This window comes from Sphingobium sp. R-21 (genome assembly GCF_049913335.1).
Lineage (GTDB): Bacteria > Pseudomonadota > Alphaproteobacteria > Sphingomonadales > Sphingomonadaceae > Sphingobium.
The window spans coordinates 102,704-129,663 of record NZ_CP184376.1; the positions used below are offsets into that span (position 1 = coordinate 102,704).

At 60.8% G+C, this 26,960-nt stretch carries 28 protein-coding genes and 2 pseudogenes; 26 read left to right on the forward strand and 4 right to left on the reverse strand.

Going from position 1 to position 26,960, the window contains the following annotated elements; all coding sequences use genetic code 11:
- Positions 1-45 precede the first annotated feature (45 nt).
- The gene (locus ACN9MX_RS22035) at positions 46-2,352 is read right to left on the reverse strand and encodes a TonB-dependent siderophore receptor (RefSeq protein ID WP_426387749.1); all 2,307 of its coding nucleotides are present in this window, start codon (positions 2,350-2,352) and stop codon (positions 46-48) included.
- A 148-nt stretch (positions 2,353-2,500) separates the two neighbouring features.
- Here ACN9MX_RS22035 and ACN9MX_RS22040 point away from each other — a divergent pair, with 148 nt between their 5' ends.
- The 18 genes and pseudogenes from ACN9MX_RS22040 to ACN9MX_RS22125 all read left to right on the forward strand — a co-directional run bounded on the left by ACN9MX_RS22040 (position 2,501) and on the right by ACN9MX_RS22125 (position 19,670).
- Positions 2,501-2,755 carry a hypothetical protein gene (locus tag ACN9MX_RS22040; protein ID WP_426387750.1) on the forward strand — a complete coding sequence of 85 codons (255 nt, stop codon included), beginning with the start codon at positions 2,501-2,503 and terminating at the stop codon, positions 2,753-2,755.
- A complete protein-coding gene (locus tag ACN9MX_RS22045; RefSeq protein ID WP_426387751.1) occupies positions 2,752-4,353 on the forward strand; it encodes a PepSY-associated TM helix domain-containing protein in 1,602 nt (533 codons plus the stop codon). The genes ACN9MX_RS22040 and ACN9MX_RS22045 overlap by 4 nt, the downstream gene beginning before the upstream one ends.
- A complete protein-coding gene (locus ACN9MX_RS22050) occupies positions 4,343-4,660 on the forward strand; it encodes a DUF3325 family protein (protein ID WP_426387752.1) in 318 nt (105 codons plus the stop codon). Before ACN9MX_RS22045 ends, ACN9MX_RS22050 begins: the two co-directional genes overlap by 11 nt.
- A gap of 246 nt (positions 4,661-4,906) precedes the next feature.
- On the forward strand, positions 4,907-5,227 hold the full coding sequence (locus ACN9MX_RS22055) for a TonB-dependent receptor plug domain-containing protein (RefSeq protein WP_426387753.1): 321 nt from the start codon (positions 4,907-4,909) through the stop codon (positions 5,225-5,227).
- A complete protein-coding gene (locus tag ACN9MX_RS22060; protein WP_426387754.1) occupies positions 5,199-5,375 on the forward strand; it encodes a hypothetical protein in 177 nt (58 codons plus the stop codon). Before ACN9MX_RS22055 ends, ACN9MX_RS22060 begins: the two co-directional genes overlap by 29 nt.
- Positions 5,376-5,714: 339 nt before the next feature.
- Positions 5,715-6,327 (forward strand): annotated as a pseudogene (locus ACN9MX_RS22065) (TonB-dependent receptor domain-containing protein).
- Positions 6,321-6,683 (forward strand): TonB-dependent receptor domain-containing protein, encoded by a 363-nt coding sequence (locus ACN9MX_RS22070; protein ID WP_426387755.1) that lies wholly within the window; start codon positions 6,321-6,323, stop codon positions 6,681-6,683. The pseudogene ACN9MX_RS22065 and the gene ACN9MX_RS22070 overlap by 7 nt, the downstream one beginning before the upstream one ends.
- Before the next feature lie 263 nt (positions 6,684-6,946).
- On the forward strand, positions 6,947-9,076 hold the full coding sequence (locus tag ACN9MX_RS22075; protein WP_426387756.1) for a TonB-dependent siderophore receptor: 2,130 nt from the start codon (positions 6,947-6,949) through the stop codon (positions 9,074-9,076).
- 142 nt (positions 9,077-9,218) lie between these two features.
- A complete protein-coding gene (locus ACN9MX_RS22080) occupies positions 9,219-9,767 on the forward strand; it encodes a transposase domain-containing protein (RefSeq protein ID WP_426387757.1) in 549 nt (182 codons plus the stop codon).
- Between the two features lie 236 nt (positions 9,768-10,003).
- Entirely contained in the window at positions 10,004-10,912 is a 909-nt protein-coding gene (locus ACN9MX_RS22085) for a transporter (protein WP_426387758.1), read from the forward strand.
- A gap of 166 nt (positions 10,913-11,078) precedes the next feature.
- Positions 11,079-12,011 (forward strand): ABC transporter ATP-binding protein, encoded by a 933-nt coding sequence (locus ACN9MX_RS22090; RefSeq protein WP_426387759.1) that lies wholly within the window; start codon positions 11,079-11,081, stop codon positions 12,009-12,011.
- Positions 12,008-12,889 carry a branched-chain amino acid ABC transporter permease gene (locus ACN9MX_RS22095; RefSeq protein ID WP_426387760.1) on the forward strand — a complete coding sequence of 294 codons (882 nt, stop codon included), beginning with the start codon at positions 12,008-12,010 and terminating at the stop codon, positions 12,887-12,889. The genes ACN9MX_RS22090 and ACN9MX_RS22095 overlap by 4 nt, the downstream gene beginning before the upstream one ends.
- A gap of 5 nt (positions 12,890-12,894) precedes the next feature.
- Positions 12,895-13,971: a branched-chain amino acid ABC transporter permease gene (locus ACN9MX_RS22100; RefSeq protein ID WP_426387761.1), complete on the forward strand. Its 1,077-nt coding sequence runs from the start codon at positions 12,895-12,897 to the stop codon at positions 13,969-13,971.
- A gap of 4 nt (positions 13,972-13,975) precedes the next feature.
- Positions 13,976-15,346: an ABC transporter substrate-binding protein gene (locus ACN9MX_RS22105; protein ID WP_426387762.1), complete on the forward strand. Its 1,371-nt coding sequence runs from the start codon at positions 13,976-13,978 to the stop codon at positions 15,344-15,346.
- A gap of 7 nt (positions 15,347-15,353) precedes the next feature.
- Positions 15,354-16,142, forward strand: a complete 789-nt coding sequence (locus ACN9MX_RS22110; RefSeq protein WP_426387763.1) for an ABC transporter ATP-binding protein — start codon at positions 15,354-15,356, stop codon at positions 16,140-16,142.
- Positions 16,143-16,196: 54 nt separating this feature from the next.
- Positions 16,197-16,439: pseudogene (locus tag ACN9MX_RS22115) on the forward strand (transposase); the annotation flags it as partial.
- A 221-nt stretch (positions 16,440-16,660) separates the two neighbouring features.
- Positions 16,661-18,028, forward strand: a complete 1,368-nt coding sequence (locus tag ACN9MX_RS22120; RefSeq protein WP_363829835.1) for an IS110 family transposase — start codon at positions 16,661-16,663, stop codon at positions 18,026-18,028.
- A 226-nt stretch (positions 18,029-18,254) separates the two neighbouring features.
- The gene (locus ACN9MX_RS22125) at positions 18,255-19,670 is read left to right on the forward strand and encodes an ISNCY family transposase (protein ID WP_426387469.1); all 1,416 of its coding nucleotides are present in this window, start codon (positions 18,255-18,257) and stop codon (positions 19,668-19,670) included.
- 370 nt (positions 19,671-20,040) lie between these two features.
- Here the strand turns inward: ACN9MX_RS22125 and ACN9MX_RS22130 are convergent, their stop codons facing one another.
- Positions 20,041-21,243: an ATP-binding protein gene (locus ACN9MX_RS22130; RefSeq protein WP_426387764.1), complete on the reverse strand. Its 1,203-nt coding sequence runs from the start codon at positions 21,241-21,243 to the stop codon at positions 20,041-20,043.
- A gap of 150 nt (positions 21,244-21,393) precedes the next feature.
- On the opposite strand from ACN9MX_RS22130, the gene ACN9MX_RS22135 reads away from it, so the two are divergent.
- Positions 21,394-21,570, forward strand: a complete 177-nt coding sequence (locus ACN9MX_RS22135; RefSeq protein WP_426387765.1) for a DUF6771 family protein — start codon at positions 21,394-21,396, stop codon at positions 21,568-21,570.
- Between the two features lie 102 nt (positions 21,571-21,672).
- On the opposite strand, the gene ACN9MX_RS22140 is transcribed toward ACN9MX_RS22135, so the two are convergent.
- Complete coding sequence (locus tag ACN9MX_RS22140) at positions 21,673-21,879, reverse strand: hypothetical protein (protein ID WP_426387766.1); 207 nt, start codon at positions 21,877-21,879, stop codon at positions 21,673-21,675.
- Positions 21,880-22,069: 190 nt separating this feature from the next.
- Here ACN9MX_RS22140 and ACN9MX_RS22145 point away from each other — a divergent pair, with 190 nt between their 5' ends.
- The 4 genes from ACN9MX_RS22145 to ACN9MX_RS22160 all read left to right on the forward strand — a co-directional run bounded on the left by ACN9MX_RS22145 (position 22,070) and on the right by ACN9MX_RS22160 (position 24,402).
- A complete protein-coding gene (locus ACN9MX_RS22145; protein ID WP_426387767.1) occupies positions 22,070-22,327 on the forward strand; it encodes a type II toxin-antitoxin system ParD family antitoxin in 258 nt (85 codons plus the stop codon).
- Entirely contained in the window at positions 22,324-22,620 is a 297-nt protein-coding gene (locus tag ACN9MX_RS22150; protein WP_426387768.1) for a type II toxin-antitoxin system RelE/ParE family toxin, read from the forward strand. The genes ACN9MX_RS22145 and ACN9MX_RS22150 overlap by 4 nt, the downstream gene beginning before the upstream one ends.
- 118 nt (positions 22,621-22,738) lie before the next feature.
- Positions 22,739-24,076: an anti-phage deoxyguanosine triphosphatase gene (locus tag ACN9MX_RS22155; RefSeq protein ID WP_426387769.1), complete on the forward strand. Its 1,338-nt coding sequence runs from the start codon at positions 22,739-22,741 to the stop codon at positions 24,074-24,076.
- Positions 24,077-24,165: 89 nt separating this feature from the next.
- Positions 24,166-24,402, forward strand: a complete 237-nt coding sequence (locus tag ACN9MX_RS22160) for a DUF5818 domain-containing protein (protein ID WP_426387770.1) — start codon at positions 24,166-24,168, stop codon at positions 24,400-24,402.
- Between the two features lie 9 nt (positions 24,403-24,411).
- Here ACN9MX_RS22160 and ACN9MX_RS22165 read toward each other — a convergent pair whose 3' ends face one another.
- On the reverse strand, positions 24,412-24,975 hold the full coding sequence (locus ACN9MX_RS22165) for a hypothetical protein (protein ID WP_426387771.1): 564 nt from the start codon (positions 24,973-24,975) through the stop codon (positions 24,412-24,414).
- Between the two features lie 173 nt (positions 24,976-25,148).
- Here ACN9MX_RS22165 and ACN9MX_RS22170 point away from each other — a divergent pair, with 173 nt between their 5' ends.
- From ACN9MX_RS22170 to ACN9MX_RS22180, 3 genes are all read left to right on the forward strand, one after another.
- Positions 25,149-25,424 (forward strand): HU family DNA-binding protein, encoded by a 276-nt coding sequence (locus tag ACN9MX_RS22170; RefSeq protein WP_426387772.1) that lies wholly within the window; start codon positions 25,149-25,151, stop codon positions 25,422-25,424.
- Between the two features lie 397 nt (positions 25,425-25,821).
- Positions 25,822-26,658 carry a MucR family transcriptional regulator gene (locus ACN9MX_RS22175; protein ID WP_426387773.1) on the forward strand — a complete coding sequence of 279 codons (837 nt, stop codon included), beginning with the start codon at positions 25,822-25,824 and terminating at the stop codon, positions 26,656-26,658.
- 124 nt (positions 26,659-26,782) lie between these two features.
- Positions 26,783-26,926 (forward strand): hypothetical protein, encoded by a 144-nt coding sequence (locus ACN9MX_RS22180; RefSeq protein ID WP_426387774.1) that lies wholly within the window; start codon positions 26,783-26,785, stop codon positions 26,924-26,926.
- Positions 26,927-26,960: the final 34 nt, after the last annotated feature.

Below are 26,960 nucleotides of genomic sequence, written 5' to 3' on the forward strand. Positions count from 1 at the left end.
AAGCGAGTGAGACCGGGCGGCGCTGTGCGGCCGCCCGGCGCATTGTTACCAGTTGAAGCGCAGCGATCCTACCACCGTCCGAGGGCCGCCATAATAGCAGCTGTTGAGGAAGGGGCAGGCGCTGATATAGGTCTTGTCGAACAGGTTGACGGCGTTGATCGAGGCGTTCCAGCCTTCGAGGCCCAGCTTCGACAGGTCATAACCCAGCATTGCATCGACCAGCGCGAAGCTGTCAGTGTGGAAGCGCTGGAAGGTGGTCACGCCGTTGATGACTGCATAGTTGGTCGTGCCGTCCGATCCGCTGACGTAGCGCACGCCCGCGCCGACGCTGAGGCCGGACAGGGCGCCAGCGGCCTTGTGCGCCCTGCCGAAATTATAAGTCAGGAAAGTCGATGCGTTCCATTTCGGCGTGCCCAGCTGACGCGTGCCGGTCGTCGTCGGCGTGCCGCTGTTGGTCGCGGTTGCGGCGATCGCCGGGGTGCCTTCGGTGATGATTGCGTCGGTATAGCTGGCGGTCGCGACGATATCGAAGCCAGGGATGACTTCGCCGCGCCCTTCGAACTCTACGCCGCGTACGCGGGTTTCGCCGATCTGGACGGTGGCGTTGGCGGGAATGCCGCCGGTCCCGGCACGCGGGTCCGACACCGGATTGCCCTGCCGCTTGAGCTGATAGACGGACGCGGTGAACAGCGAGTTGATCCCTTTGGGCTGATATTTCAGGCCCGCCTCATATTGATGGCCGGTAATCGGCACGAACGGCGCGGCTTCGGTCGCCGTCACATAGCGGGTGCCCGCCTGCGGTTCGAAGGATTCGGAATAGCTGACATAGGGCGACAGGCCGAACTCGAACTCATACAGAGCGCCCAAACGCATAGTGAAGGCGCTCTGCGTGAGCTTCGTCACCGGTGCGGCGCGGGCGGCGGCGGTTGTCGGGTTGAGGTTGAGCGAGGTCTGCTCATACCAGTCCTGACGTCCGCTGGCGATTAGCTGCAACCGGTCGATTGCCATCTGATCCTGGAAATAGACGCCCAACTGGTCGCGCTTGCCATAGGTGTTGGTGTAGCTGGCCGACAGAATTTTCAGGTCAAAGCTCGGCAACGTACCGCCATATACCGGCGTGAACAGGCTAAGATTGGGCATGCTGGTTAGCGGATTGCTGGTCACGCCGCTGTTGAATTGCTGCACATTCTCGCCGGTGATGCGCTGATAGTCGACGCCGACCAGCAAGTTATGCCGGATGAAGCCGGTCGCGAACTTCGCATTCAAATGATTGTCCATCGTCAGCGTATTGAAATCTTCGTCCGCGCCGCCGCCGCCGCGAACGATGGTCGAATAGTCGCTGTTGCGATTGGTCCCAGTGCCGGTCGTGGCAAAGCCCGACGTATAAATCTGGCGGTAGGACAGCTTGTTGTGCTGGAAGCGGAAGCTCGACGCGAAGCTCAGATGCTCGTCGAAATCATGGCGGAGGAAGGCCGCGATCGACTTCGCCTTATGGTCGTAGCGTTCATAACCCGGATCGCCGGTGTTCATATTGCGCGGCAGCGTGCCAAAGGGGTTGGGCAGGACCGTGCCCGCAGCAGGCGTGCCCGAATAGCCGCCGCCATGGGGGGTGTGCTGATAGGTCGCGATCAGGGTCAGGCTGGTCGCATCATCAGGGGAGAAGGTCAGCATCGAGCTGACATGCCAGCGCTCGCTGAACGTGTCCTGCGCCAGATTGTCGCTTTTCTGCCAGCCGCCGACGATGCGCGCCTTCAACCGGCCTTCGCTATCGAGCGGCTGGTTGACGTCGGCGACGACGCGAAACGTGTCATAATTGCCGACCTGACCCTCGAACCTGCTGAAGGCGGTTGCTTCGGGCATTTTGCTGGTCAGATTGACCAGACCGCCGGGGGTGGAGTTGCCGTAGAGAACGGAGGCCGGTCCCTTCACAACATCGATACGATCGACACGGTTGAAATCGATCTGCGGCGTCGAATAGGGGCCTGCGATCAGGCGCATGCCGTCGAGAAATACGCCGGGGGAAAAGCCGCGCAGCACCAGCTGGTCGTAGCGGGTCGCAAGCGCGCCGCGCTGGTTGGTCGATACGCCCGCGACATAGCCAAGCGCCTCGTTGATCGACAGCGCATTGCGGCGGGTTAGTTCCTCGCGGTCGATAATGGTGATGCTTTGCGGGGTGGCGATCAGCGGCGTGTCCGTCTTTGTGCCCGTGCTGGCTTTGTTGTCGTTGAGGCCGGTGACGATGATGGTCTCCGCACTCGTCTCGGCGGCTTCCTCGGCTTGGGCGAGGCTGGGCGCCAGCGGCGTAAACATGGCGGTCGCGGCCAACAAAGCGGCCTTCCGATGGTATCGCATAAATCCCCTGTAGATTGCGAATGATAATGAGTCGCGATTGCCACTATGGTCATCTTTGGTTATGCGCAAGCGCACGTTGTCTCAGGGGATCAGTGTGTTCGGCCAAAGTCTGTCACAGTTTTTTCTACTGTCGCGCCGGGGTTGGCGCATGTCTGCGCGGTGTTTTACGGCTCTGGTCGGGGGCTATGCGGCGGCGGCGGCGATGGCGTCGCTGCTGGCCCGGCTGCTGCCGATCGCCCGGGTGGAAGCGACGATGTGGGGCATGATCCTGTCCTTCCTGATGTTCGCGTCGCTGGGCCTGTGGGCCTTCCATGAGCGGCGTCTGTGGAAGGTCGCGCTGGTCATCTGGGGCAGCACGCTGCTGTCCGCCGGGATCGTCATGGCGATGGGGATACGACCATGAGCAAAGCCTTTTCGGGCGAAATGCGTCTGCGCCAGTCGATGGCGTGGATTCACACCTGGCTGGGTTTGCTGGCGGGCTGGATATTGTTCGCCATGTTCCTGACCGGTACCGCCAGCTATTTTCGGCCGGAGATCACCCAATGGATGCAGCCTGAATTGCGCCTGGCGCCGGTCGCGCCGCGCCGGGCGGCGGAAACCGCTGTCGCGCACATGCAGGCGACCTCGCCCGACGACCAGCAATGGTTCATCTATCTGCCCAACGATCGCACGCCCGAAACGCGCATCTTCGCCATGCCAAAGCCTGATCCTGGGGCGAAGGAACCGAAAAACCGCAGCGCCGAGATCAAGCTCGATCCGGCCACCGGCGCTGCTCTGAACGCGCGCGACACGTGCGGCGGCGAGCATTTCTACCGCTTCCATTTCCAGCTGCAACTACCGCATCCCTGGGGACGCTGGCTTGCGGGGCTGTGCGCCATCTTCATGCTGGCGGCGATCCTGTCCGGCGTGATCACGCACAAGCGCATCTTCGCCGATTTCTTCACCCTGCGCTGGAAAAAGGGGCAGCGCAGCTGGCTCGATACGCATAATGTCTCGGCGGTGCTGGCGCTGCCCTTCCACGCAATGATCACCTACACCGGGCTGATCGCCCTGATCGTGATGTACATGCCATGGCCGATCGCGGCCAACTACGCCAAGCACGCGGATTTCTACGCCGACGCTTATGGCAGGGAGGCGGATGGCGACGCGTCGGGCAAACCGGCTGCGTTGAAGCCGATCGGCCCGATGGTCGATGCCGCATCGCGCCAGTGGCAGGGTGGCCGCCCGCGCACGATCGTCATCCGCAATCCCAATGATTCCGCCGCGACAGTAACCATTCTGCGCAGCGGGGCGGATCGGCTGAATGCGCGGGGGGAAAGCATCACCTATTCCGGCGCGACCGGGGCGAAGCTGTCGCAGTCCTCGCCGCCGGGCGCGGCGCTGACGACGGCGGGCGTGATGCTGGGCTTGCATCTGGGCAATTTCGCCGGGCCAGTGCTGCGCTGGACCTATTTCCTGCTGGGGCTGACCGGGACGGCGATGGTCGGCACCGGATCGCTGCTGTGGACCGCCAAGCGTCGCAAGCCCGGTGCGAAGCCCTTTTTCGGCTTCCGTCTGGTCGAGCGGCTGAACATCGCCACCATCGCCTGCCTGCCTGCGGGCATGGCCGCTTTCCTGCTCGCCAACCGTCTGATCCCGGCGGGTTTGGAAGGGCGGGCGGCGCTGGAGGTGTCGGCTATGTTCTGGACATGGTTCGGGCTGGCCGCGCTGACGCTGCTGCGCCCCGTGCGGTGCGCCTGGGTCGAGGGGCTGGCGCTGTCCGCCGCCGCCTTCGCTGCCCTGCCGCTGGTCAATATGGTGATGACGGATCGCGGGCTCTTTACGAGCATCGCTTCAGGGGACTGGCTATTCCTTTCCTTTGATGGTGCCATGCTGGCCATCGCCGCTCTGCTGGGCTTTGGGTCATGGCGGGCCGCGCAGGTGCGGGTCGCTCCGCCACGCCGACAGCGTAAAGCAGCCGCTGCCGAATTTCGTCCGAAGGAATTGCTCGATGTCGCTTGAGCCGGGTCTGATCAGCTATGCGGCGCTCGCCAGCCTGGCGCTGTCGGTAATGAAACACCGGCCTACCCCTGCGCTCGCGTTCATGCCCTTACCGACCATGGCCCGCGTGACGGGGTGGTTGTTGCTGGCGGTCGCGTTGCTCCTTTCCCTCTGGAGGTTCGGCGGGCCGCAGGGCGTGGTGGCGTGGATCGGCCAGACCTGCGTGGCGGGCGCTGTTTTCGTGCTGATGCTATCGTGGCGGTCACACGCCGCCTTTACATTGGCCGTCGTGGGTTTCTTCGTCGCTGTGGCGATGGCGTTCGCCTGATGATCTGTCCGACGGCAACAGGCACGAAACATTATGAAATATACTATTGCGACGCATAAGCACAACCTTAGACGCTCCTCAAAATATGAAGGGGTGATCATGACAAACCATTTATCCTTTTACCACTGATCAGCCGCGACGACATCACGGTGACCGCACAACTGTCTTAAGCGCCCGTCGCGGCCAAAGGCGGACATAGCGCCGCTCGAAAATAGTCAGGCCATTTCCGTCATTTCGTAGGAGTTGATGGAGGGGCAGGGCGTGCGCTGCATTGCCGACGCCCTGTTGAATGTCGCTGGCGTTTCCCGCAGCAATAATTACGGCTTTTTCGACGGCTTCAATATCCGCGGCTTCAACGCTTCGACCGGCGCTACCTATTTGGACGGGCTGCTCGACGATACAGGCTATGGCACGTCGGAGATGACGGCGCTGGAACGGGTCGAGGTGGTCAAAGGTCCGGCGTCCGGTCTGTTCGGTCAGGGGCCGATTTCGGGCATGGTCAATCTGGTCAGTAAGCGGCCACAGCAGGAAGCCTTTCTTGATGTGGGGATTTGGCGGCTCCTATGACTTCAAGGAGATCACGCTCGACGCCAACGGGCCGCTCAACGCATCGGGCACGCTGTTGGGGCGCCTGCCGGTCGTCTACCGCGACCAGGATTTATTCGGGCCAGCGCCGCATCTTTCTGGCGCCGTCGCTGACATGGAAGCCCGATGACCGCACTGCGCTGAAGTTGGTGGGCCGTTATGTCGACGATCATATCAATTCCTTGTCGCCAACTACCGCCTATGGCACGGCGCTGCCGAATCCCAATGGCCCGATCAGCCGCAGGCTGTCGATCAACGATGGCGAACATCCAGCGGTTCAGAATAACGACTATTGGAATGTCGGCTATGTGTTCGATCATAAGTTCAGCGAGAATATCGCCGTCCACCAGTCGCTGCGTTATCAGAATTTCCACAATAACTGGGACAATTGGCTGTTCATCACCGGAATATCGGCCGAACGTCCTACGGTGACGCGGGCTTTTTATGGGCCCTATGATCAGCATGGCAAATATTTCCGGGTCGATACCAACGCCAGCGAACGCTTCGACACCGGGCCGCTCAACCATTATCTGCTGCTCGGCGTCGATTATGGCCGCCGGTCGGGCATGACACCAATTTGTATGACACCAGCATGCCCTATTCGCTAGACCTTTACGATCCGGTCTATGGCACGGTCAGCAGGCATAATCCGGCGGTCCCATCGACCACTTACGCCATCCTGTCCAAGCAGCGCGGCATCTATGTGCAGGATCACATCAAACTGGGCGATGCGTTGGCTGTGACGCTGGGCGGGCGTTGGGACAAAGCGATCAGCGGCACCAACAGCAATGGCACGCCCGCACCGGAAGTGAGTGACAATACCTTCAGCCCTCGCGCGGGCGCTACGCTGACGCTGACCGACTGGGCTTCGCTTTGTCAACTATGCCAAATCCTTCAATCCTCAGGGCACCTACAAGTCGGCCGACGGCACGCCATTGCCGCCCGAACGCGGAGTCAATTATGAGGGCGGGGTGAAGTTGGCGCGCTCCGACGGCGGCCTGACCGGCATGGTCACGCTCTTCAAACTGACGCGCACCAATGTGCGACGGCAGATGCAGTCCTGCCGAACGTCTATGTGCTGACCGGTGAGCAGCGCACTCGCGGCGTCGAGGCGGAGGTGGCATGGCGGCCCGCGCCAGGTATCGAATTTACGGGGGCGTTCACCTATCTGGACGCCATCGCAACGGCGGATAATCGGTTGCGCGTCGGCTCCCGCCTTGGCTCCATTCCGCATGTCATCGCCAATTTTTGGAGCCGCTACACAATCCAAGATGGTCTGCTCGCTAATCTCGGCGCGGGGTTGGGTCTGCACCATGAAGGCAGCCGGATGGCAAGCACCGCCTTGGCGGTGACGGGAGCAGCAGCGCCTTTCGCGCTCAAGGCTTATACGCTGGTCGACGGCGCGCTTGTCAGGAGCCGACGATCAGCATTTTCCTGACCTTCATCACAGTGTGACAGAAATTGGACCGTGCGTGGACGGCCCTCTGTTGGCAAGGGGTTTATCGAAGTTCTGCATTCTGCTGGTCGAGGCGGCGATGTGCGCGGCCTTTCGATGCGGCTTCGTCATGCGTCTGCTCCTTCGTCGTGGGCAGACTCTACATCAGACTGAGGGAACTGTCGGGGGCAGGTCACGGACGGTAATGATATTGACTCGCAATATATTAAATCGTACTGCGCCCCCCACATTTCCGGGGGCTGTTCATGCAAAAGCTTATTGCGCCAATTTTCTCGCTGGCACTCGTGCTGGTGCCGGTAATTGCGCCGTTCGCTCATGCCGCCGAGGCGACGGCATCGGACGAAGAGGGGACGGAGGATGCGAGGAAAACGATACTGGTTTACGGTCATCGCTTTGACGAAGCCCAGACTCGCGCGGCAAGCAACGGTGCGATGGGCACGAAAACGCTGCTCGACACGCCTTACTCGATAACCCTTGTCGATCAGACGGATATCGCCCGCCGCCAGGTCACGAGCATCGGGCAGGTCTTCCAGAACGACCCGTCTGTTTATTCTTCTGCACCATCGGGATCGGTCAATTGGTGGGGCACCCAAATCAGAGGATTAGGCGTTCGAAACTATTATATCGACGATGTTCCCCTCCTGCTGTACTGGGGTGGGGACTTCCCGCTGGAACCGATCGAAAGCGTGTCCGCGCTCAAGGGCCTGACCGGATTCATGTACGGTATTGGCGCGCCAGGCGGCGTCATCGCCTATCGCACCAAGCGCCCTACGGCCGGAGCGATGCTGACCACGGAGGTTGGCTACCGCGCTAACAGCGTCTTTTATGCAAAAGCCGATGCAGGCGGGCCGCTGACACAGGACGGCCGCCTTGGCTATCGCGTCAATCTGGCCGGAGAAAAGGGCACGGTCTATAATAGGGCAGGGGTTAATCGCTTCGTGGCGTCTCTGGCGCTCGATTATGCGTTCAGCCCCGATCTCAAATGGTACGCCAGCGCCACCTATGAAGACAGCAATCTGAAGCACGAGCCGTTCCAGTTTTACTGGGACGAATATGTCGGGACCAAGCTCCCCCGGCCGACTTATGATTATGACAAGCTGCACGTCGCCAACAGCTTCTACAAGGCGCGGACACTCGCGACCGCGACTGGTCTCGACTGGTCCTTTGCTTCCGGCTGGTCTGCGCGACTGACCTATGGATATACCAGCAAGCGGCATCATTCGAACAAGATGTTCGTCTATATGCAGAACGCGGACGGAGACTATAATGGCTATGCCTATAACTTCGCCGAACTGGACAGAAATCACTTTGCCCAGTTCCTCGCGCAGGGCAATCTCGAGACAGGATCGATCCGCCATGAGATCGTTGCTGGGGCGTCCTATCTCGCGACCGACAGCCTGTTCGGTTTCAACGACCGAAATTATTACTGGGGCAATGACTTCGACGGCTCAATCTATCAGGATCAGCCGTTCCGCGTGACGCGCGCTTTGCATTTTGATACCGAGGGCTGGCCTACGAAAGACCGGCAACGCGGTGTCTTTCTCAGTGACACGGTGCATTTTGGCGAGCATGTGCAGGCTGTAATCGGCGCACGCTATACTAGGTACAAGCTACTTGATGTGGATGGAAATCCGTCAGTGGATTCATCCTATCGTACTTCTGCGGTGACGCCCACTTTCGCGCTCATCTACAAGCCTGCACCTCATATGTCGATCTACGGCAGCTATGCCGAGGCAATGGAGCCGGGCAGCCGTGTCAGCGGGGAATATGCCAATGTCGGCGAGGTCCTGAAGCCCACGCGCAGCCGCCAATATGAGCTCGGGGCAAAATATGAGCATGAAGGTTTGAGCATGTCGCTCGCAGGCTTCCGCATCGAACGTGCTGCCACAATCGACCAGATCGTCAACGGTGCTCGCCGCCTGACACAGGACGGCCTGACGCTCTACAAGGGCGTGGAGGCTGTTGCCAGCTATCGGTTCACGCCTCACCTCAAGTTAGGTCTTGGCGTTCTTCGGCTCGATCCGTCCATCCGCGATGTCTCGGGGGGAAATGAAACGCTGCGGGGCAATACTCCTGGTGGCGCGTCCAAATGGCAGCTAACCGGCAACGCGCAATATGATGTCCTGGCTGTTCCAGGCCTCAGTGTGCATGGCAATGTCCGATACATTGGCAAGGCTCCGACAAACGATGCTAACAGTCTCGTCATTCCGTCCTACACTGTGGCCAATGCTGGGTTTCAATATGAAACGCTGGTCGGCGATCGCAAGGTGACGCTCATGGGCAACGTCAACAACCTGCTCAACGAAAAATACTGGACCCAGACAAATATTGGCGAGGGTATCAATGGCGCGCTTGGCGTACGCATTTCGTGGTAGCCCTGATCATTGACGCCCCGATTGCAGACATTCGACCGCTCGAAGCGGCTCCCTAAACGCCAGAAGTGCAACATGGGGCGCACGCTTCATCATCGTGTGCCTGTTCAGCCAATGGCTGCATGGTCGGGACGGGTCCCATGAGGTGCTACCTCGTGGCCTGGTCCCTTACCGCTATTGCCGGACGCATCCCTATGTCTTCACCGCGGCGCAGATAACGACCATCGTCGAGGATGCGGCACGACTGCCGTCGATCTATGGCATGCGCGGCCTGACCTGCTCGACCCTGTTCGGGTTGATCGCGGTGAGGGGCATGCGGATCAACGAGGCGCTCAGCCTCGATACGGGCGACGTCGATCTGGATACCGGCGTCGTTCGTATCTGGTTCGCAAAGTTCGGCAAGGAGCGCCTGCTTCCTCTTCACGACAGTGTTGTCGAACCGCTGCGCGCCTATATTGGCGCAAGGGACAACGGCCTCGAACCGAAGGCCTATATCGCCGATGTCATCGCCAAAATTGCTGGTGATTGGCCTGCTGCCCGTTGGGATGAACTCATGCCCTGGCACTGGCGGCCCGATCAGCAACAGATCGCCGAAGCCGCCTGTTCTGCGGCCTCCAGCCCACGCTTGCGGACAAGACCTGTATCGGCCGCAGGGGAAGGCTTTCCAGGGAGGAGGGGCGAAATCCTACGCTAAGGATTTTGGCCAAAGATAACTCCAGCGGCGAGGCTTGGACGAGGAGGTCAGTGCTGCACCAAATACAGCTTGTCAGCAACGTGCTTCTCTAAGCGCACTATTGGGCGACGGAGCGTCATTCTATCCCGCTATTTGGCGGCGAATCAATGAATGGCACGCCCTTTGCTCTTTGGATGAGCATGGAGCCGATCCTGCTGCTTGCAGGCAGGTTCCTGTGCCCTCAGCCGGAGCCATTCATGCCGCTTTCGTCATTTCGCAGAGCCGATCGTTTTCCCCGTGCGCGCATATTATCCCTTGCCGCTCTTGCATCCCCTGCACTCCTTGCAAGTACGCCGGCTGCCGCGGTCGATCTCGACGCTGGAGACTACGATCCGGCCAAGCCCGGCACCACGCTGGCGCTCGTCTATCTCCAGCACGCAGAGCGGGACGAGTGGCGTATCGATGACGAAAAGCTGCCGGGCGACAATCGCCTCAATAGCGATGTCACGATCGTTCGTGTCGTTCACTACGTCGACATCGGTGGTGTGACGGTCGCCCCGCAGGTCCTGGTTCCGGTCGCTGGATTGCGGGGACGCGGAGATCGCGCGACGCTCGGGAAAGCCAGCGGACTTGGCGACATCATTCTCGCGGCGCCGATCTGGCTCGTGAACAAGCCGGAGAGCAACACCTATTTCGGCATCACGCCCTATCTCTATCTGCCGACAGGTGACTATAAAAGCTCGCGGACGCTCAATGTTGGGGAGGATCGGTGGAAGCTGAACCTACAGGCTGCGGGCAGCGTCCGCATTGCTCCGCGCGTGGCGCTCGATGCGGGCGCGGACATCACCGTCTACGGGAAAACCGGCAATGACTATGCCGGCGGCCAGATGAGCCAGAAAGTGGGCTATCAGGTCCAGAGCTCGCTTCGCTACTTTCTGTCGAGCGCGGTCGACCTGCGAGCGGGCATTTCCCACGCGGACTTCGGTAAGTGGACCCAGGCCAGCATTATCAGTGCGGCGACGACCCAAACGAAATTCTGGGTCGGATCGGCGATCAAGCCCTTCGGGCCGACGCAACTGATCCTGACCTACGGGCGGGATCTCGACGTGAACAACGGGTTCAAGGAGGCCAACCGGATCAACGTCCGGCTTCTCTATGCCTTCTGAGCGCTGCCGATAGACTGCTGCTATGGCAGCAGTCTATCGGCAACTCGATGTTCGCCAGGACAAGCGGACTGAGAAAACCCGTCTGTTTCCGCCATTCTTGCGAATGGCACGGTGCTTGCTCTTCCTCCTTTGGTTGCTGCCGGACGGGCAAAATGGAGCATGCAAGATGACGACGGACCACCTATCATCCAACGAGACCTCCCTCAGTCTGACCGCCATGCTCGGCAACGTCTCTCTGGCACCGCTACTGGATATGGCCGAGCTGGCCGTGGCCGAAGGCGAAACCGTTGCTCGCGCGCGGGTGGATTTTCCCGCGGCGCTCGCGGTCGAGGGGATTCATCTGTGCTTCGGCGGCCTCTCTGTGCTGAGCGACGTGAGCCTGACGGTGGAGCGCGGCGAGACGGTCGGGCTGATCGGGCCGAACGGGGCCGGGAAGAGCTCGCTTCTCAATGTGATGAGCGGCTTCTACCGTCCCGATAAGGGCAAGGTCTTGATCGATGGCCGGACGGCGGGAGGGCTCGCGCCGCACCGGACCGCGCGTGCCGGTGTCGTGCGGACGTTCCAAAATCTCGGCCTGTTCCAGGGGATGAGCGTTCTCGATAACGTGCTCGCCGGGCGCACGCTGCACATCCGTGCGGGTTGGCCGCACTATCTCCTGCGCCTTCCTGCGGCCCGGAAGGAGGAGAGGGTCAACCGCGAACGGGCGATGGAGATCCTCACCCTCCTTGGTCTCGACCCTTATGCAGATCAACGTGCCGCAACGCTGCCTTACGGCGCGCAGAAACGAGTGGAGCTTGCTCGTGCCCTCGCGATGGAACCGGCTACCCTGCTGCTCGACGAGCCGCTGGCGGGCATGAATCCGGCCGAGAAGGCGGAGATGGCTGAGGCCATTCGCGCGGCGAACCGCCGACACGGCACGACGATCATCCTGATCGAGCATGATGTGGGTATCGTCATGGGGCTTTCGGATCGGCTCGTCGTCCTGGATCGCGGGCGCAAGATTGCCGACGGGCCGCCCGCGGACGTCGCGGCGATGCCCGAAGTGATGGCGGCCTATCTTGGCACCGCGCGGAACACCGCCGGGAAGAAAGCGGCATGAGCTTTTTCCTCAATGTCCTGGTCGGCGGGGCTCTCGCCGGCGTGATGTATGCGCTCGTGGCGATCGGTTTCGTCCTCATTTACCGGGCGTCGGGCGTTTTCAACTTCGCGCAAGGGACGATGATCCTCTTCGCCGCGCTCACCTTTGCCAATCTGGTGGAAATGGGCGCGCCGATGCTACTCGCCTTCCTCGTAACGTTTGCCCTGCTGATCGGGAGCGCTTTCCTGACCGAGCGCCTGGTGCTGCGGCCCTTGGCAAACCGGTCTGTCATAACGCTCTTTCTCGCGACGCTGGGCCTTAGCTATATCTTCGAGGGCGTCGCCCAGATCGCGTGGGGCACGCAGGTCCATTCGCTCGACATCGGTTTGCCAGATGAACCAGTCGATCTTTTCGGCCTGTCGATCAGCAGCTTCGATCTCGCGGCAACGGCTATTGCGGCGCTTCTGGTCGTCGGCCTCGCCCTCTTGACGGGGCGGACGGGTCTTGGCCTTGCCTTGCGCGCCGTCGCGGCCGACCCGCTGGCGGCGCTTTCGATCGGTATCCGGCAGGAGCGCGTGACCGTTATCGCCTGGAGTCTCGCCGGCTTCGTGGCGCTGGTCGCGGGCCTGCTCTGGGGTGCACGTTCGGGCGTGCAATTCTCGCTCGCACTTATCGTGCTGAAAGCCCTGCCTGTCCTCATCATCGGTGGGTTCACCTCCGTAGGCGGCGTGATCGTCGCTGGGATCGTGGTCGGCGCAGGGGAGAAGCTTGCCGAGATATTCCTCGGACCAGTCATCGGTAGCGGGATCGAGAACTGGTTCGCCTATGTCCTTGCGCTCCTGTTCCTGATGATCCGTCCCACGGGCCTGTTCGGCCAGCGCGACCTCGCGAGGATCTGACCGGCATGGCGGCGATACTTCCCTCCGATCCGGCAGCAACGCAGGTCGCACCCGTCAGGACGGGCCGACGCTGGCCTTTGTGGCTGCTGGCCTTGTTCACCGTCGCGCTCCTGCCTTTCGCCATCGGCTCGGATTACCTGTTCAGTGCAATCTTGGTGCCGCTGCTGATCCTGTCGTTGGCGGGATTGGGGCTCAATGTCCTGACTGGCTACGCGGGGCAGCTCTCGCTCGGTTCCGCGGCTTTCATGGCGGTGGGTGCCTTTGCGACGTACAATCTGCAGCTGCGCTTGCCAGGACTGCCGATGCCGCTTGCAATGGCGGGGGGCGGCATCGTGGCGGCGGGCACAGGGCTGGTGTTCGGCTTGCCGAGCCTTCGGGTCAAAGGCTTTTATCTGATCGCCTCGACGCTTGCGGCGCAGTTCTTCATCCCCTGGCTTCTGTCCCAATATTCCTGGTTCTCCAACGGCAACGATTCTGGTGTCGTCACGGCGCCCCCGTTAAAGCTTGGGCCGTTGGATCTCGATAGCCCTGCGGGCCGCTATGCCCTGACCCTGACCATCGTCGCACTTGTCACCTGGGGAGCGTCCAACCTGGTGCGCGGGCCGGCGGGCCGGGCGTGGATCGCTGTGCGCGACATGGACTTGGCGGCCGCGGCTATCGGCATCGCGCCCGGTCGCGCCAAGCTGTTCGCCTTCGCCGTGAGTTCCTTCATCCTTGGTGTCGCTGGCGGGCTTTGGGCCTTCACCTATCTCGGGACGGTGGAGCCGGCCGGATTCGATCTCGACCGCTCCTTCCAGATCCTCTTCATCGTCATCATCGGTGGACTGGGAAGTATCCGTGGTAATTTTCTCGGGGCAGCCTTCATCGTTCTTCTGCCGGTCGGATTAAGTATCGCCGCCGGCGTGCTCGCGGGTTCGCAAGTCGATCCTGCCCTGATCGAGAACATTCAGAAGGTCATCTTCGGAATACTCATCATTTTCTTTCTCATCGTCGAACCGGACGGTCTGACAACATTGGTCGACCGAGCGCTCCGTACCCAGTTCCGCTGGATCGGTTCCAGGAAGTCCGGGAACCAGGAGTAACTGCATGAATAATTCTCGTTCGAAGCCCCTGTTGCTGCTGGCCGCCGCCGGCACGCTGCTGACCCTTTCGGCCTGCGGCAAGAAAGCGGAGCCCACCCAGGAGGGCTTGGCGCCCGCGGCGCAGGGCAAGGCGCAATATTTCCCGCTTCAGAGCTATCGCGTCGGTCCCTATGCCGCTGGCGGCAGCGGGTTCTTCGGCGGCTTCATCGACTATATGCAGCTCGTCAATGCGCGTGGCGGCGTTAACGGCGTTCCGCTCAGCTGGGCGGAATGCGAGACCGAATATGATGTCGAGAAGGGCGTTGAATGCTATGAGCGACTGAAGAAGAGCTCGGACGGATCGCCGACGGCGGCGACCAACCCGCTGTCGGTGGGGATCGCCTATGCGACGCTCGATCGTTCGACGTCAGACAAGATCCCGCTGATCACGATCAATCACGGCCGGACGGATTCCACCGACGGCAGCATCTTCCCCTATGTCTTTCCGCTGCAACTCAACCCCTACAGCGAAGTCTCGGCAATCTTCAATTTCATCGGCACCCGTAGCGGCGGGCTCGATCATCTGCGCGGCAAGAAGATCGCCGTGCTCTACCATGGTTCGCCCTATGGCAAGGAGACCAACGGGGTCATCGACAGGCTTGCCAGTCGCTATGGCGTGACGGTCGAGAAGATCGAGGTGCCGCATCCCGGCAACGAGCAGCAGTCGCAGTGGCTCAAGATCAAGCAGTTCGCTCCGGAATGGGTGATCCTGCGCGGCTGGGGGGTGATGAATCCGGTGGCGATCAGGACCGCGCGAAAGGTCGGCTTCCCCACCGATCGCATCATCGGCAACATCTGGAGCAATTCGGAAGAAGACGTCGTTCCAGCTGGCGCGACGGCGAAGGGCTATATCGCCATCACCACCCACCCTTCGGGAACCAACTTCCCCGTTCTCCAGCAGATCAAGGCCGAGGTCATTGAGAAGGGGCAGGGTAACCTCGCGGATCCCAAGCGCTTCGGTACCGTTTACTATAATCTCGGTGTCGTGAACGGCATTCTCAATGTGGAAGCGGTTCGCGTCGCGCAGGAGAAGTTCGGCCACCGACCGCTTACCGGCGAGGAAGTGCGCTGGGGCTTCGAACATCTGAACATCGACGCGGTCCGCCTCCAGGCTCTCGGTGCGGTCGGGCTTGTTCAGCCCCTGAAGCTGAGCTGTGCCGACCATGAAGGCGGCGGCGCCGTGCGCTTCCAGCAATGGGACGGCGCGAAATGGAACCTCATCAGCGACTGGGTGCAGGCCGACCGTCCGTTTCTGCGGCCCATCATCGAGGAGTCCGCACGAAAATATGCCCGCGAGAAGGGCATCAACCCGCGCAACTGCGCGAAGGAGTCGTGAGGCCAGCATGACCGGCGCGCCGATCATCCAAGTGCGGAACCTGGAGGTCTGCTACGGCGAGACCGTCCAGGCCGTGCGCGGCATTTCGCTTGCCGTGCCGGCCGGCGCCTTCGTCGCGCTGATCGGCGCCAACGGGGCGGGCAAGACCACCTTGCTGCGCAGCCTCTCCGGCCTCGTGGCGCTCCAGCGCGGCCGGGTAACCGCCGGCCATGTCCTGTTCGACGGCGCAGACATCGCCGGGCGCTCTCCCAGCATGCTCACGACAGGAGGAATCGGTCAGGTGCTGGAAGGCCGGCGCTGCTTCCTCCCGATGACTGTGGAGGAAAATCTGCGGGTCGCGACCTTCGCTCAGGGCCTGTCGCGGCGCCGGACACGCGACGCGATCGATGGCGCGTATGTGCTGTTCCCGCGGCTCGCCGAGCGCCGCCGGACGCCCGCTGCACTACTGTCGGGCGGCGAGCAGCAGATGCTGGCGGTGGCGCGAGCGCTGGTGGGGTCACCGCGGCTTCTGTTGCTCGACGAGCCGACCATGGGACTGGCTCCGCAGACCGCCGAGGAGATCATCGCGGGTGTCGCCAGGCTCAATCGTGATCAAGGTGTCGCAGTGATCCTCGCCGAGCAGAATGCCGGCCTAGCGCTGGTCCATGCCGATACGGCCCATGTCATCGAAAACGGTGCGATCCGCCTCTCGGGGACCGGCGCCGAACTCGCCGGCCACGGCGAACTCTGGGCGGCCTATTTGGGTCTGCCTGACGCTCCATCTCCAATGCCCTATCATCACGAGTTGGACTTGTAACGGTTTTGTGCCGGTCACCTGAGCGATTAGAGCTCGCAACAGGAGACCGACGAGATGATCAAGCATACAGAAGAGTTCAAGCAGGAGGCGGTGCGGATTGCACTGACCAGCGGGTTACCCCGCGACCGGGTTGCATCGGATTTGGGGATAGGGAAGTCGACGCTGGGCAAATGGGTGTCGCAGTATCGGCCACCTGACCTGGTGGCAGCGCCGCAGGCAGATCTGGCGCGTGAGAATGAGCGCCTTCGCCTTGAGAACCGTGTGCTCCGGGAGGAGAGGGAAGTGCTAAAAAACGGTCCCCGGCTGAGCCCGCCTGTGCAGGGTAGAAACGGGCCGTGCTATGGTGTTGGCTAGGAGGGTCGCGGCCGTTCGCTTATTGGAGGCATGATACCCCGTTAAAAAACGTGGCCCGTGGGCATTTGCGTACTTGAGAGTGGTGACGCCGTGCTGCGGCGATCCCGATTAGGAAGATGACGGTTGGCATAGCCCATACCCTCCGCTTTGAAGGAGGACATGGAATGACAGGAGCAAAATCCCCAGGTTCAGACGCTTTGTCCATGGTCAACCCTGGCGCCGCCGCCATCGATATCGGCTCGACCATGCACTTGGCGGCCATTAATCCGCAGGCGGACGACAATCCCGTGCGGGCATTTGGCACGTTCACCGGCGAGCTGCATGATATGGCCCGTTGGTTCAAGGCGAGTGGTGTCACCAGCGTGGCGATGGAATCCACCGGCGTTTACTGGATCCCGGCCTATGAAGTGCTGGAGGAGCACGGCTTTCACGTCATTCTCGTCAACGCCCGATACGCCAAGAACGTCCCGGGCCGAAAGACCGATGTCAGCGATGCGGCCTGGCTGCAACGCCTTCACAGCTATGGGCTATTGCGAGGGAGCTTCCGTCCTGAGGCGGGCGTGGCGACCATGCGTTCTTACCTCCGGCAGCGCGAGCGTCTGATCGAATATGCAGCGTCCCATATCCAGCACATGCAGAAGGCGCTGATGGAGATGAACGTGCAGCTTCATCACGTCGTTTCCGATATCACCGGGGTTACGGGCATGCGGATCATCAGGGCCATTGTGGCCGGCGAACGCACGCCCATCACGCTGGCGGAAATGCGCGACGTCCGTTGCCACGCGTCCGTGGAGACCATTTGCGCCGCCTTGTCGGGAAACTGGCGGGATGAGCACATCTTTGCACTCTGCCAGTCGCTGGCCTTGTACGACTTTTATCAGACCAAAATCCTCGAATGCGATCGTAAGCTAGAGGTCGCGCTCAAGGCGCTCGAAATCGACAAGGGGCACGATATCCGCCGCCTCCCCAAAGTCCGGACTAAAAGACGGCAGGTGAACGCGCCTGACTTCGAGGTCCGGTCCGCGCTTTATCGCGTGCTGGGCGTGGACCTGACACAGATCCATGGAATCGGACCGTCTCTGGCGCTCAAGCTCGTCGGCGAGTGCGGCACCGACCTTTCGGCTTGGCCCAGTTCAAAGCATTTTACGTCCTGGCTATGCCTGGCGCCGGGTAACAAGATATCGGGCGGCAAGCTGCTGTCATCAAAGACACGGCGATCGTCGAGCCGCGCGGCGGCACTTTTGCGCTTGGCTGCAACCACGATCGGCCGCAGCGACACCGCGCTGGGCGCGTTTTACCGGCGGTTATCTGCCCGAGCGGGAAAGGCGAAAGCCGTGACCGCAACGGCGCGAAAGATCGCTGTCCTTTTTTATAACAGCCTGCGCTTCGGGATGGCGTATCATGATCCCGGCGCCACCCAATATGAAGAGCGGTATCGCAGCCGGGTGATCGGCAACCTCCAGCGCCGCGCCAAGGCCTTTGGCTTCTCGCTTCAGGAACTGACACCGGAGCCTGATATGGCTGTTTCTTAGGAAGGCCACGCAGTTCTTCGCGAGCCAAAGGCCGTGAGGTTCAGTTTTCTGCCATTTGCACATCCAATGGCTCGCTCGAAAGTTAACATAATACTTATTATCGTACTTCAATAGTGTAAGCGCCGGATAGAAATGACACCCCTCTGCTAGATAGAAATGACACCCTCGGGCGTCCTTAGCAGAGTCCGGTGGCATGGTCCTCCTGGCAGTTCGGGAGGACGCGCTTATGACGGTGGTGGCGATGAGCCATGGCGAGCTTTCGCGGTTTGACACATTGTCGCGCGTGGACCGCGGCGAACTTCGGGTTGAGGATGCGGCGATGTTGCTGGGCTTGAAGCGCCGGCAGATTTTCCGGTTGCTTGAACGTCTCCGAGTTGAAGGCGCTTCAGGCCTGGTGTCGCGCAAACGTGGTCGGCCGAGCAACCGACGTCACAGCAATGCCTTTCGCGAGCGGATCCTGTCACTGGTCCGCGAGCATTATGCGGATTTTGGACCGACCCTGGCGCGTGAGTATCTGGCGGAGCGCCACGATATCGCGGTGGGCTGTGAGACATTGCGGCAGATGATGATTGAGGCTGGTCTGTGGCAGGATCGCGCAGCTCGCCGGTCTCGCCCATATCAACCGCGCCACCGCAGGGAGTGTCGTGGCGAGCTGATCCAGATCGACGGCTCGGATCATGACTGGTTTGAGGACCGCGGACCGCGATGCACGCTGCTCGTCTACATAGACGACGCGACCAGCGAGTTGATGCACCTCAAGATGGTCGAGAGCGAAAGCACCTTTTCCTACATGGAAGCGACGCGCGAATATATCGAGCGGCACGGCAAGCCGGTGGCCCTTTATTCCGACAAGCACACAGTCTTCCGCAACGCTAAAGCGACCGCCAAGGGTGACGGCATGACGCATTTCGGGCGCGCGCTCGATGCGCTGAACATCGAGATCATTTGCGCCAACTCACCCCAAGCCAAGGGCCGGGTCGAGCGGGCGAACGGCACATTGCAGGACCGCCTGATCAAAGCGATGCGCCTGGAAGGTATCTCGTCGATCGAAGAAGCGAACGTCTTTCTGCCGAGCTACATGGTTGGGCACAATGCGCGCTTCGCTCGTCCGGCCGCAGACAGTCGTGATCTACACCGCCCTCTGGCACTGCGGGATGATCTGCACTCCGTCATGGTCTGGCGCGAACAGCGGACGGTCACGGCCGCGCTGACGCTGCACTATAACAAAGTGCTGTTCCTTCTGGAGCCGAACCCGATCAGCAAGGAACTGGTGCGCAAGCGCGTGGATGTCTGTGAATATCCTGACGGCACAGTCGAGATCCGCCACGAGGGGCGCTCCCTTCCCTATAGCCTGTTCGACAAGATGCCCCGGATCAATCAACCTGCCATCGTCGATAACAAGCATCTCGACGCGGCACTGGCGCTAGCAAAAGAGATCCAAGCGATCGCGCCGCATCACCGGCAGCGGAACAACTATGCCCCTGCTCGCCGCGACCAGCCCGCGCATCTGTTCCCCGAACCGGAGGCGCCGGTGAAGATCGACGGACGCCGGTTGGGCGGGGCAAAGCTCAAACGTCGTCCCCGGCTCAGCCCGGCGGAGTTACGGGCGCGCGGCACGCTCGAGTTCGTGAAGGCGCGCTAAAGCGGTTCTGACCGAGCCCGCTGCCGTCGCAGCGGGTCCGTGCCCTTCCCCACCACTGTTACGCCATCAGCAGGGTCTGCGCTGCGCTATCCCAAGGGCTCCACGCAGCCCCTGCTGATCTCAAGAGTGTCATTTCTATCGGGGACGGAAAGTGTCTTCTCTAACCGGCAGGAACAAATAGCTACTCGGGTGGATTAGCCGAGGCACCTTTATGTCGTGCGTCGGATCAACTCGTCCTATCTGCACGAACCTCAACTCATGCACCCGGCCAATGTGCAGGCGCGCACCGGGTATCTCCATGCCGTCGAACAACTTTGTCGGATCTTCGAGATTGTGCCGATGCGTCCGCAGTCGGCGTTATGGATGAGTTTCATGAAGGATCCTGCCCCACGGCGATTTCCCTGACCGGCATAGCCCTGCGCATGAAAGCGCCGAACATCGGAACGGTGAAGGCAGTCTCCCCGTAGCCCGGTGTGAAAATCATGCCCTTTGCGATCAGCGATGCGCGCACCGGCCCGAAGCTGGAAGGTTTGCGGCCGATGTGATCGGCGATGGCGGTCGAGGCGAAAGGCCCTTCCCCTAAATCCGCCATGCCGCGCAAATAGCGCTTCTCCGAAGGTGTCAGGCGGTCGAAGCGAACGCGGAAGAAACTGTCGTCGAGCGCAGCGATTGCCGTAGGATGAGCGAGATCGACGTCGGCAGCAGTTATCGGGCAACCGTCGGCAGCATCCCAGCATTGCTTGCCCCATTCCTGCAGGAAATAAGGGTAGCCTTGGGTCACGGCGATGATCTTTGCAACGGCGTCCGGCTCGATGCTGCATTCCTCCGCCTCGATCGGATGAACAATGGCAGAGGTCGCCGCATCGGCCCCAAGCGGACCGATGCTGGTGAAGAGGAACAACCGTTCGGCGTAGGATTTGGCTTTCCCCATTTGCCCCGCCAATTGCGGGAGGCCAGCTGCGACCAGTGTTATCGGGCGGTCGTTCTGGCGGGCACGGTGAAGCGCCGTGATCAGAGCGGCCAGCTCGCGTTCGGCCACATATTGCAATTCATCAATGAACAGTACAAGCGCTGTCCCACGCTCAGCTGCTGCGGCCCCAGCCAGATCGATCAGATCGATGAGATCGGCTTCGAGATCACCGTTATCTGCGATCCCTATCTCTCCCAAGTCAAGCGAGGCTTCGAGTTCGCCATAGCTCAGCTTGAACGCTTTCACGAACCGGGCCAACGCGCCCAACCCGCGTTTAGCCAATGTCATTGCTGCCTGTCCGCGATCAAGCTTCAACATTGCGGTTCTGAGCGCCGGGACCAGCATGGCAGGTAGTGATTGCCCCTCGGGCGCCTCGATCGGCACGCTCACGATGCCTTCGCCCTCGGCGGCCCGTCGCATCGCATTGAGCAGCACTGTCTTGCCTACCCCGCGAAGACCTAGCAGGATCATGCTTTGTGCATGACGGCTATTGCGGATGCGGTCGAGCGCTATGGCGACGGTTTCGAGCACGTCCTCTCGGCCGGCGAGTTCGGGGGGTCGGCTACCTGCACCAGGCGCGAAGGGATTGCGGCGTGGATCCATTCTAGTTCATTTATATGGTTCTAATTGATTCGTATAGAACTATGTAACTTTCCTATAATCTGGACAGTTTGGCCAGTCCGCAGGAGAGACAGGCTGGCCTTAGATATATGCACATTGCATCGCGGCCCCTGCCCGGCCATAGGCCATGGAATGGATGAACAAGCATTGGCGATAATCGCGCATGTTCTTGATCGCGCCCCTCAATGGCTGCGACATGACTTGGCCGCAAAGCATGCGGCCACACGCCAACGCGCTGAAGAAACCCTGGCAGCGATGATCGCCGACGCGCTCGGCAAGGGAAACGCGGAAGCTGCCAAACAGGCTTAACAGGCGCGCCCCTCAGTTCCGCCATCAGTGACGCGAAAGCGCCAGCCGAACCTCAGGCAAAACAGTGTACACAGCTTCACGCTGAGCCCCACGATTGGGATTTCACTGACCAAGCTCATCAAAGAGGCCTTCGATCGTAAGGGCATCGAGATGCCCCACTCCCATACCGTCGAAATCAGCAAAGGCGAGGTGGATCAGCGCGATCCTCCGATCAAATCGTCGTCGGCCTCCGACCGAGGCCGAGGATAATTGGTTGCTCGAGATCAACTCGTCAGGAACGCCGCTGTCCGGCTGTGCGCTGGATCGCATGATTCCCACCTTTTCTCGTTCCTCGGAACCTCATACTCGATCGCCATGCTCCGTTTGCCAGAGAGCTGTGATTCTCTCGCATGGCGGTATTTTTTCGCCGGGCCGTGAAAGCGGGAGCTATGCGCTGCCATCGAAGAGGGCTTTATCAACTGTTGATAAGATACTATTGGCTGGATCAGGAGGTATCCATATGATCAGCGCGGATCTTGGACAGCAGCTTGAAACGTTCGTGGCCAGGTTGGTCGCAACAGGCCGTTACAACTCGAAAAGTGAGGTGCTGCGCGAGGGGGTGCGCCTGATTCAAGACCGAGAAACCCGCCTTGCAGCGCTTGATGCGTCGATCGCGCGCGGGCTTGCCGACGCTGATGCAGGGAACATTACGCCCGCGGAAGCAGTGTTTGATCGCCTTGAAGCCAAATATCGCGCCATGGATGCCGGCTCTAAATGATCGTCCATCTTTCGGCCGAGGCCGAGCAGGATCTTGAGACGATCGGCGACTTTATTGCACAGGACAACCCTGGCCGGGCGATAAGCTTCTTGCGCGAGCTACGCGAGAAATGCCTGAGCCTATCCGACCATCCGGAAAGGTTCCCGCTTGTCCCACGCTTCGAAGGGGTGGGCGTCCGGCGTCGCGGGCATGGCAATTATCTGATCTTCTATCGCGTGGAAGCGGACAAGGCCGTCATCATTCATGTCCTGCATGGCGCTCAGGATTACGGTGCGATGCTTTTTCCAGACTGACTGTTAGCAGCTTCAAAGCCCCGCTATTCTACCATCTGTCTTAGAACCCGGACCAGATCATGATCCCATTGATAACGACCATCACCAGCGCCCGAGCGGGCATGGTCTGCCGCCACCCATGAGTTGGTCAGCGCGCCGCGAGGGCTGGAATCCACAAAGTGAAGATGCTCGCGATGACGGGGATGTCGATTATTCCCGCGTCATCCACTCGGCCGCGTTCCGCCGATTGCAAGGCAAGACGCAGATTTTGAATCTGGGCGACAGCGACTTTTACCGAACGCGCCTGACTCACTCGCTCGAAGTCGCGCAGATTGCAGGCGGCATCGCCCGCCAGCTCAGCAAGAGCTTTCCCGATCATCCCGCCGCCTCACTCCTGCCCGACCGTGGCACCATCCATTCGATCGGCTGCACCCATGATTTTGGCCATCCCCCCTTCGGCCATGGCGGCGAGATCGCGCTGAACTATTGCATGCGCGATGCCGGCGGCTTCGAGGGGAATGGCCAGACACTGAGAATATTGGGGCGACTGGAGCATTTCTCCTCCCATGCCGGAGCGAACCTGACGCGCCGAACCATGCTTGGCATCCTGAAATATCCCGTCGCATTCAGCCGGGTGAATAATCCGGGGATCGTCCCTGCCCTCGTCACCGGCCCGACCACCATCAAGATTCTCGACGGCAAGGCATGCAAGCCCCCCAAATGCTATCATGATAGCGAGCAGGACATCGTCGACTGGATCCTGGCGCCGCTGGACAGGGCGGACCGCGAAACATTCCAGGCGTTCGCGACCCAACCTGGCAAACATGGCAGGTCCATCCATAAATCGTTGGATTGCTCCATCATGGATACGGCTGATGACATCGCCTACGGCGTCCATGACCTGGAAGATGCGATCGCCCTTGACCTCGTTACGCGGGAGAGTTTTGCCGCCGCGTTGCAGGATCGCTGCCCGACCTTTCTCGACGCCCTGAAGGAAAAATATCCGGGCGAGAGCGCCAATGACGTCTTTTCGCAGATGATAGATGGTCTGTTCGGAGGCGCTGCCTCGCGCAAACGCTTCATCGGGCGGTTGGTCCACCATTTTCTCACCGCCGTTGAATATGTCGAACTGGACGCCTTTGCCGAGCCATTACTGCGTTACCGCGTCCGGGTACGCGAAGGCGAGCGTCAGTTCCTCGACGTCCTGCAAAATTTCGTCGTGCGCGAGGTCATCACCAGCGCCGCCGTCCAGCATCTGGAGTTCAAGGGTCAGGGGATGGTCATCGCCGCTTTTGAAGCCATGCAGGCCGATCCCGTCCGGCTGCTCCCTCGTGAAGAGCTTTTGAAGTTTGATGCAGCCAGCGGCGACCTGCGCATCATCTGCGACTATGTGGCCGCGATGACCGACACGCATCTGCTCAAAACCTATGAGCGGTTATTTTCCCCGCGCATGGGTTCGGTGTTCGATCGCCTCTAACGAGGCGACGCGCCTCGCTCCGTCTACTTATTTGCACGCGCGGGGGATGCGTCATGGCGATGTCATGAGAGGCAGGCTATCTGCGTCGCATGAATATCGGTTCATATTTCCGCCTGGAAGGCGTCCTCGTCGCGGGTGCGGTCAGCCTCTATGTCCAGGCGCGCAATGGCGCGCTTTGGGAGGTCGGCCTTCTAAAAAACGTCGGTCATCTGCTTCAGTCGAACGTAGTGGTCGAAGGCATCAGGACGGGCGCGGAGGTCATCGCGGTCAACTGGATTGAGGCGAACGGGCCGCCTCAACGAACCCTTTCTTCGGCCGCCATGTAGCGGTATCGCTCAGTGTCGCCGCAGCGTCCGCCTGACCTCGGCAGTGATTGTGTAGACCGCTTCCCGCCCAGCACCGCGGTTGGGATGATCGACACGGTAGCCCTGATAATGCCGGCGCAATAGGCCGGCCTTGACCAAATCCGATACTGCACGGCTAACGCTGGTCCGGCCGGAACGAATGATACGCTCCTGAATCTGCGCCTCGCATGCGCGCTCCAGCTCGGCCGGATCAGCGCCATCCTGCGCCAGGCCCAGCACCTCGCCGCGCACGGCCTCGACCATGGCGATGCGCCGGCAATCACGCTTCGCAAGCGGGGCCAATGCCTGACAGATCCAGTCGCGAACGGGCACCCTTCCCGCCTCAGTCCTGACATAAGGTCCGAGGCTTCCATTTGGCCCTGCTTCCCGAGCGATCAATTCCAGCACGAGGAGCGCGTAGCGCGGCCGGCGTGTAACGGCCGCAATACGATCTACCAAGTCCGGCTGCGTCGCACTCGCTGGCGCTGCGGCCGACCGCGCCTGTTTCTGCGCGGCCGGCAGCGGGTGCTCAAAAAGGTCAGCCTGATAGAACATATCAGGAATCTAGCAGATCATGAGTCGCTGTGAATCCCCTTTTCTGCGCTGGCGGCAGATAAAACCCATGTGTCACTTTACCGGGCTATGCCCTGTGTTTGGGGGCAAATCCTCCCTTCCGGCAGGGGATTTTCCAGTTTATGCCCTGCGCATCACCAACGGGAGAATGCCCAATGAACAACACCGAGCTCGCCGAAGCCCTGGCTGCCGACCATGGCCTCACCAAGACCGATGCCCGTAAATATGTCGACGCCGTCTTCGGCTCGATCGCCGATGCGGCTGCCAGGGGGCAGGAAGTATCGCTGAACGGCTTTGGCAAGTTCAAGGTGAAGGACAGCCCGGCCCGCGAAGGCCGTAACCCGTCGACGGGCGCGACCATCCAGATTGCAGCGTCGAAGAAGCTGACCTTCACGCCTGGCAAGGCGCTCAAGGATCAGGTGAACGGCTAAGCCGCGAAGGGCCGCCGAACGACGATTCAGCGGCCCTTCTCCTATCGCAAGATTGCGTGTCACATTTTCAACGCAGGTAAAGTGACACATGAGACACTTCAGAACCGTCTGGCTCGGCCAATGCCACGGGCTCAAACTGTCCGCACCTGTTCAGTGCGGTTGCGCCCCGCGAATTAACTCATCGCAATCTTGAGTGCGCGCTGTCGTCGTCGGGAACTTCGACAGCAGCGGCAATTATGCGCAATCCATTAGGTAGGAACAGAGGTGTCTTCCGGCACGGAAAGCGTTGCTGGAGACATCAAATCAGATTTCGCCACGGTGCAGACGAAGCACGACATTTACTTTTTGGATCAAACAGATTTAGAAGCCCGTATCTCTTTCAACACGGGTTATCATAATGGCTGAGAACAACTCCTCCGACATCACCGCTCTCACGGTGCAGCTGCTGAGTGCGTTCGTTTCGAAAAACGAGGTGTCGAGCGAGGGTCTTGGCGAACTGATCAAGGCCACGCGTGCGGCATTGACAGAGGATCTTGCTGCACCGGCGTCCCCGCCCGAACCCGAATACGTCCCGGCTGTAACCGTGCGCAAAAGTCTCTCCTCGCCCGATCATATTCTGAGTTTGATCGACGGACAGCCCTATAAGACGTTGAAGCGCCACCTGGCCGCCAATGGTCTGACGGAAAAGGAGTATCGGGAACGCTATAGTCTTTCTGCCACCTACCCAATGGTCGCACCCAATTACTCGCAGATGCGCAGGGCGGTTGCCGAAGCCAGCGGCCTGGGCAAAAAGTCTGCAGCGCCAGACGCTGCATCCGCAGCCGCTATTGAGACAGTCACTGCCGATGCCCCGCCGGCCACGGCGAGGAAAGCGCCTGCGAAGGCCCCCTCCAAGAAGACGAGCGGCAAAGGTGCTGCGGTGAAGACTGATCCTTCCTCCGCCGTTATCGTGGGAGCAACAACAAGCCCGGCCGCAAACGCGCCGGCACCGCGCAAAAAACTCTCGATGTTCGGCGACAAGTCGAAGGACACCCCCTCTTCCTCAACGCCAAAGGACGAGAAAGCCGCTGCCGCAAAAGGCGCCGCTCCGGCGGAGAAGCCAAAGGCCGCCAAAAAGGCACCCGCCAAGGCCAAAAGCGCTGCAAAGTCCAAATCGCTCAAATCAGCGCTGAAGGCCGCCGGTGCGCATCTCGGCAGCTCTGCCGACAAGCAAAGTGACGAGCCCGCGGCATAAGCAGCGCCATGGAGAGCGCGGTCCATCTCGGCCGCGCTCTCCACACTCATGCAACTTGGTTCCAAAGGTCTCAGATTGTCACCGCGCGTCGCCTCGGATATGGGCGCTCGCGAGGAAATTAGCCATGCCGCAAGCCAGTCGTGCCTTCTCCCTCCAGGACCTGTCGGTCCATTCGCCCCTATATAAAGCGGGGGGGACAGCCACGCCTGTCGCAGTGGCGCTCAACTTCCGAGGCGCGTCGCTGTCCGCCTGGATGAAGCTGCGTTGATGTCGGCCTGCTGGTCCTTTGTCGTGGCGGGGGT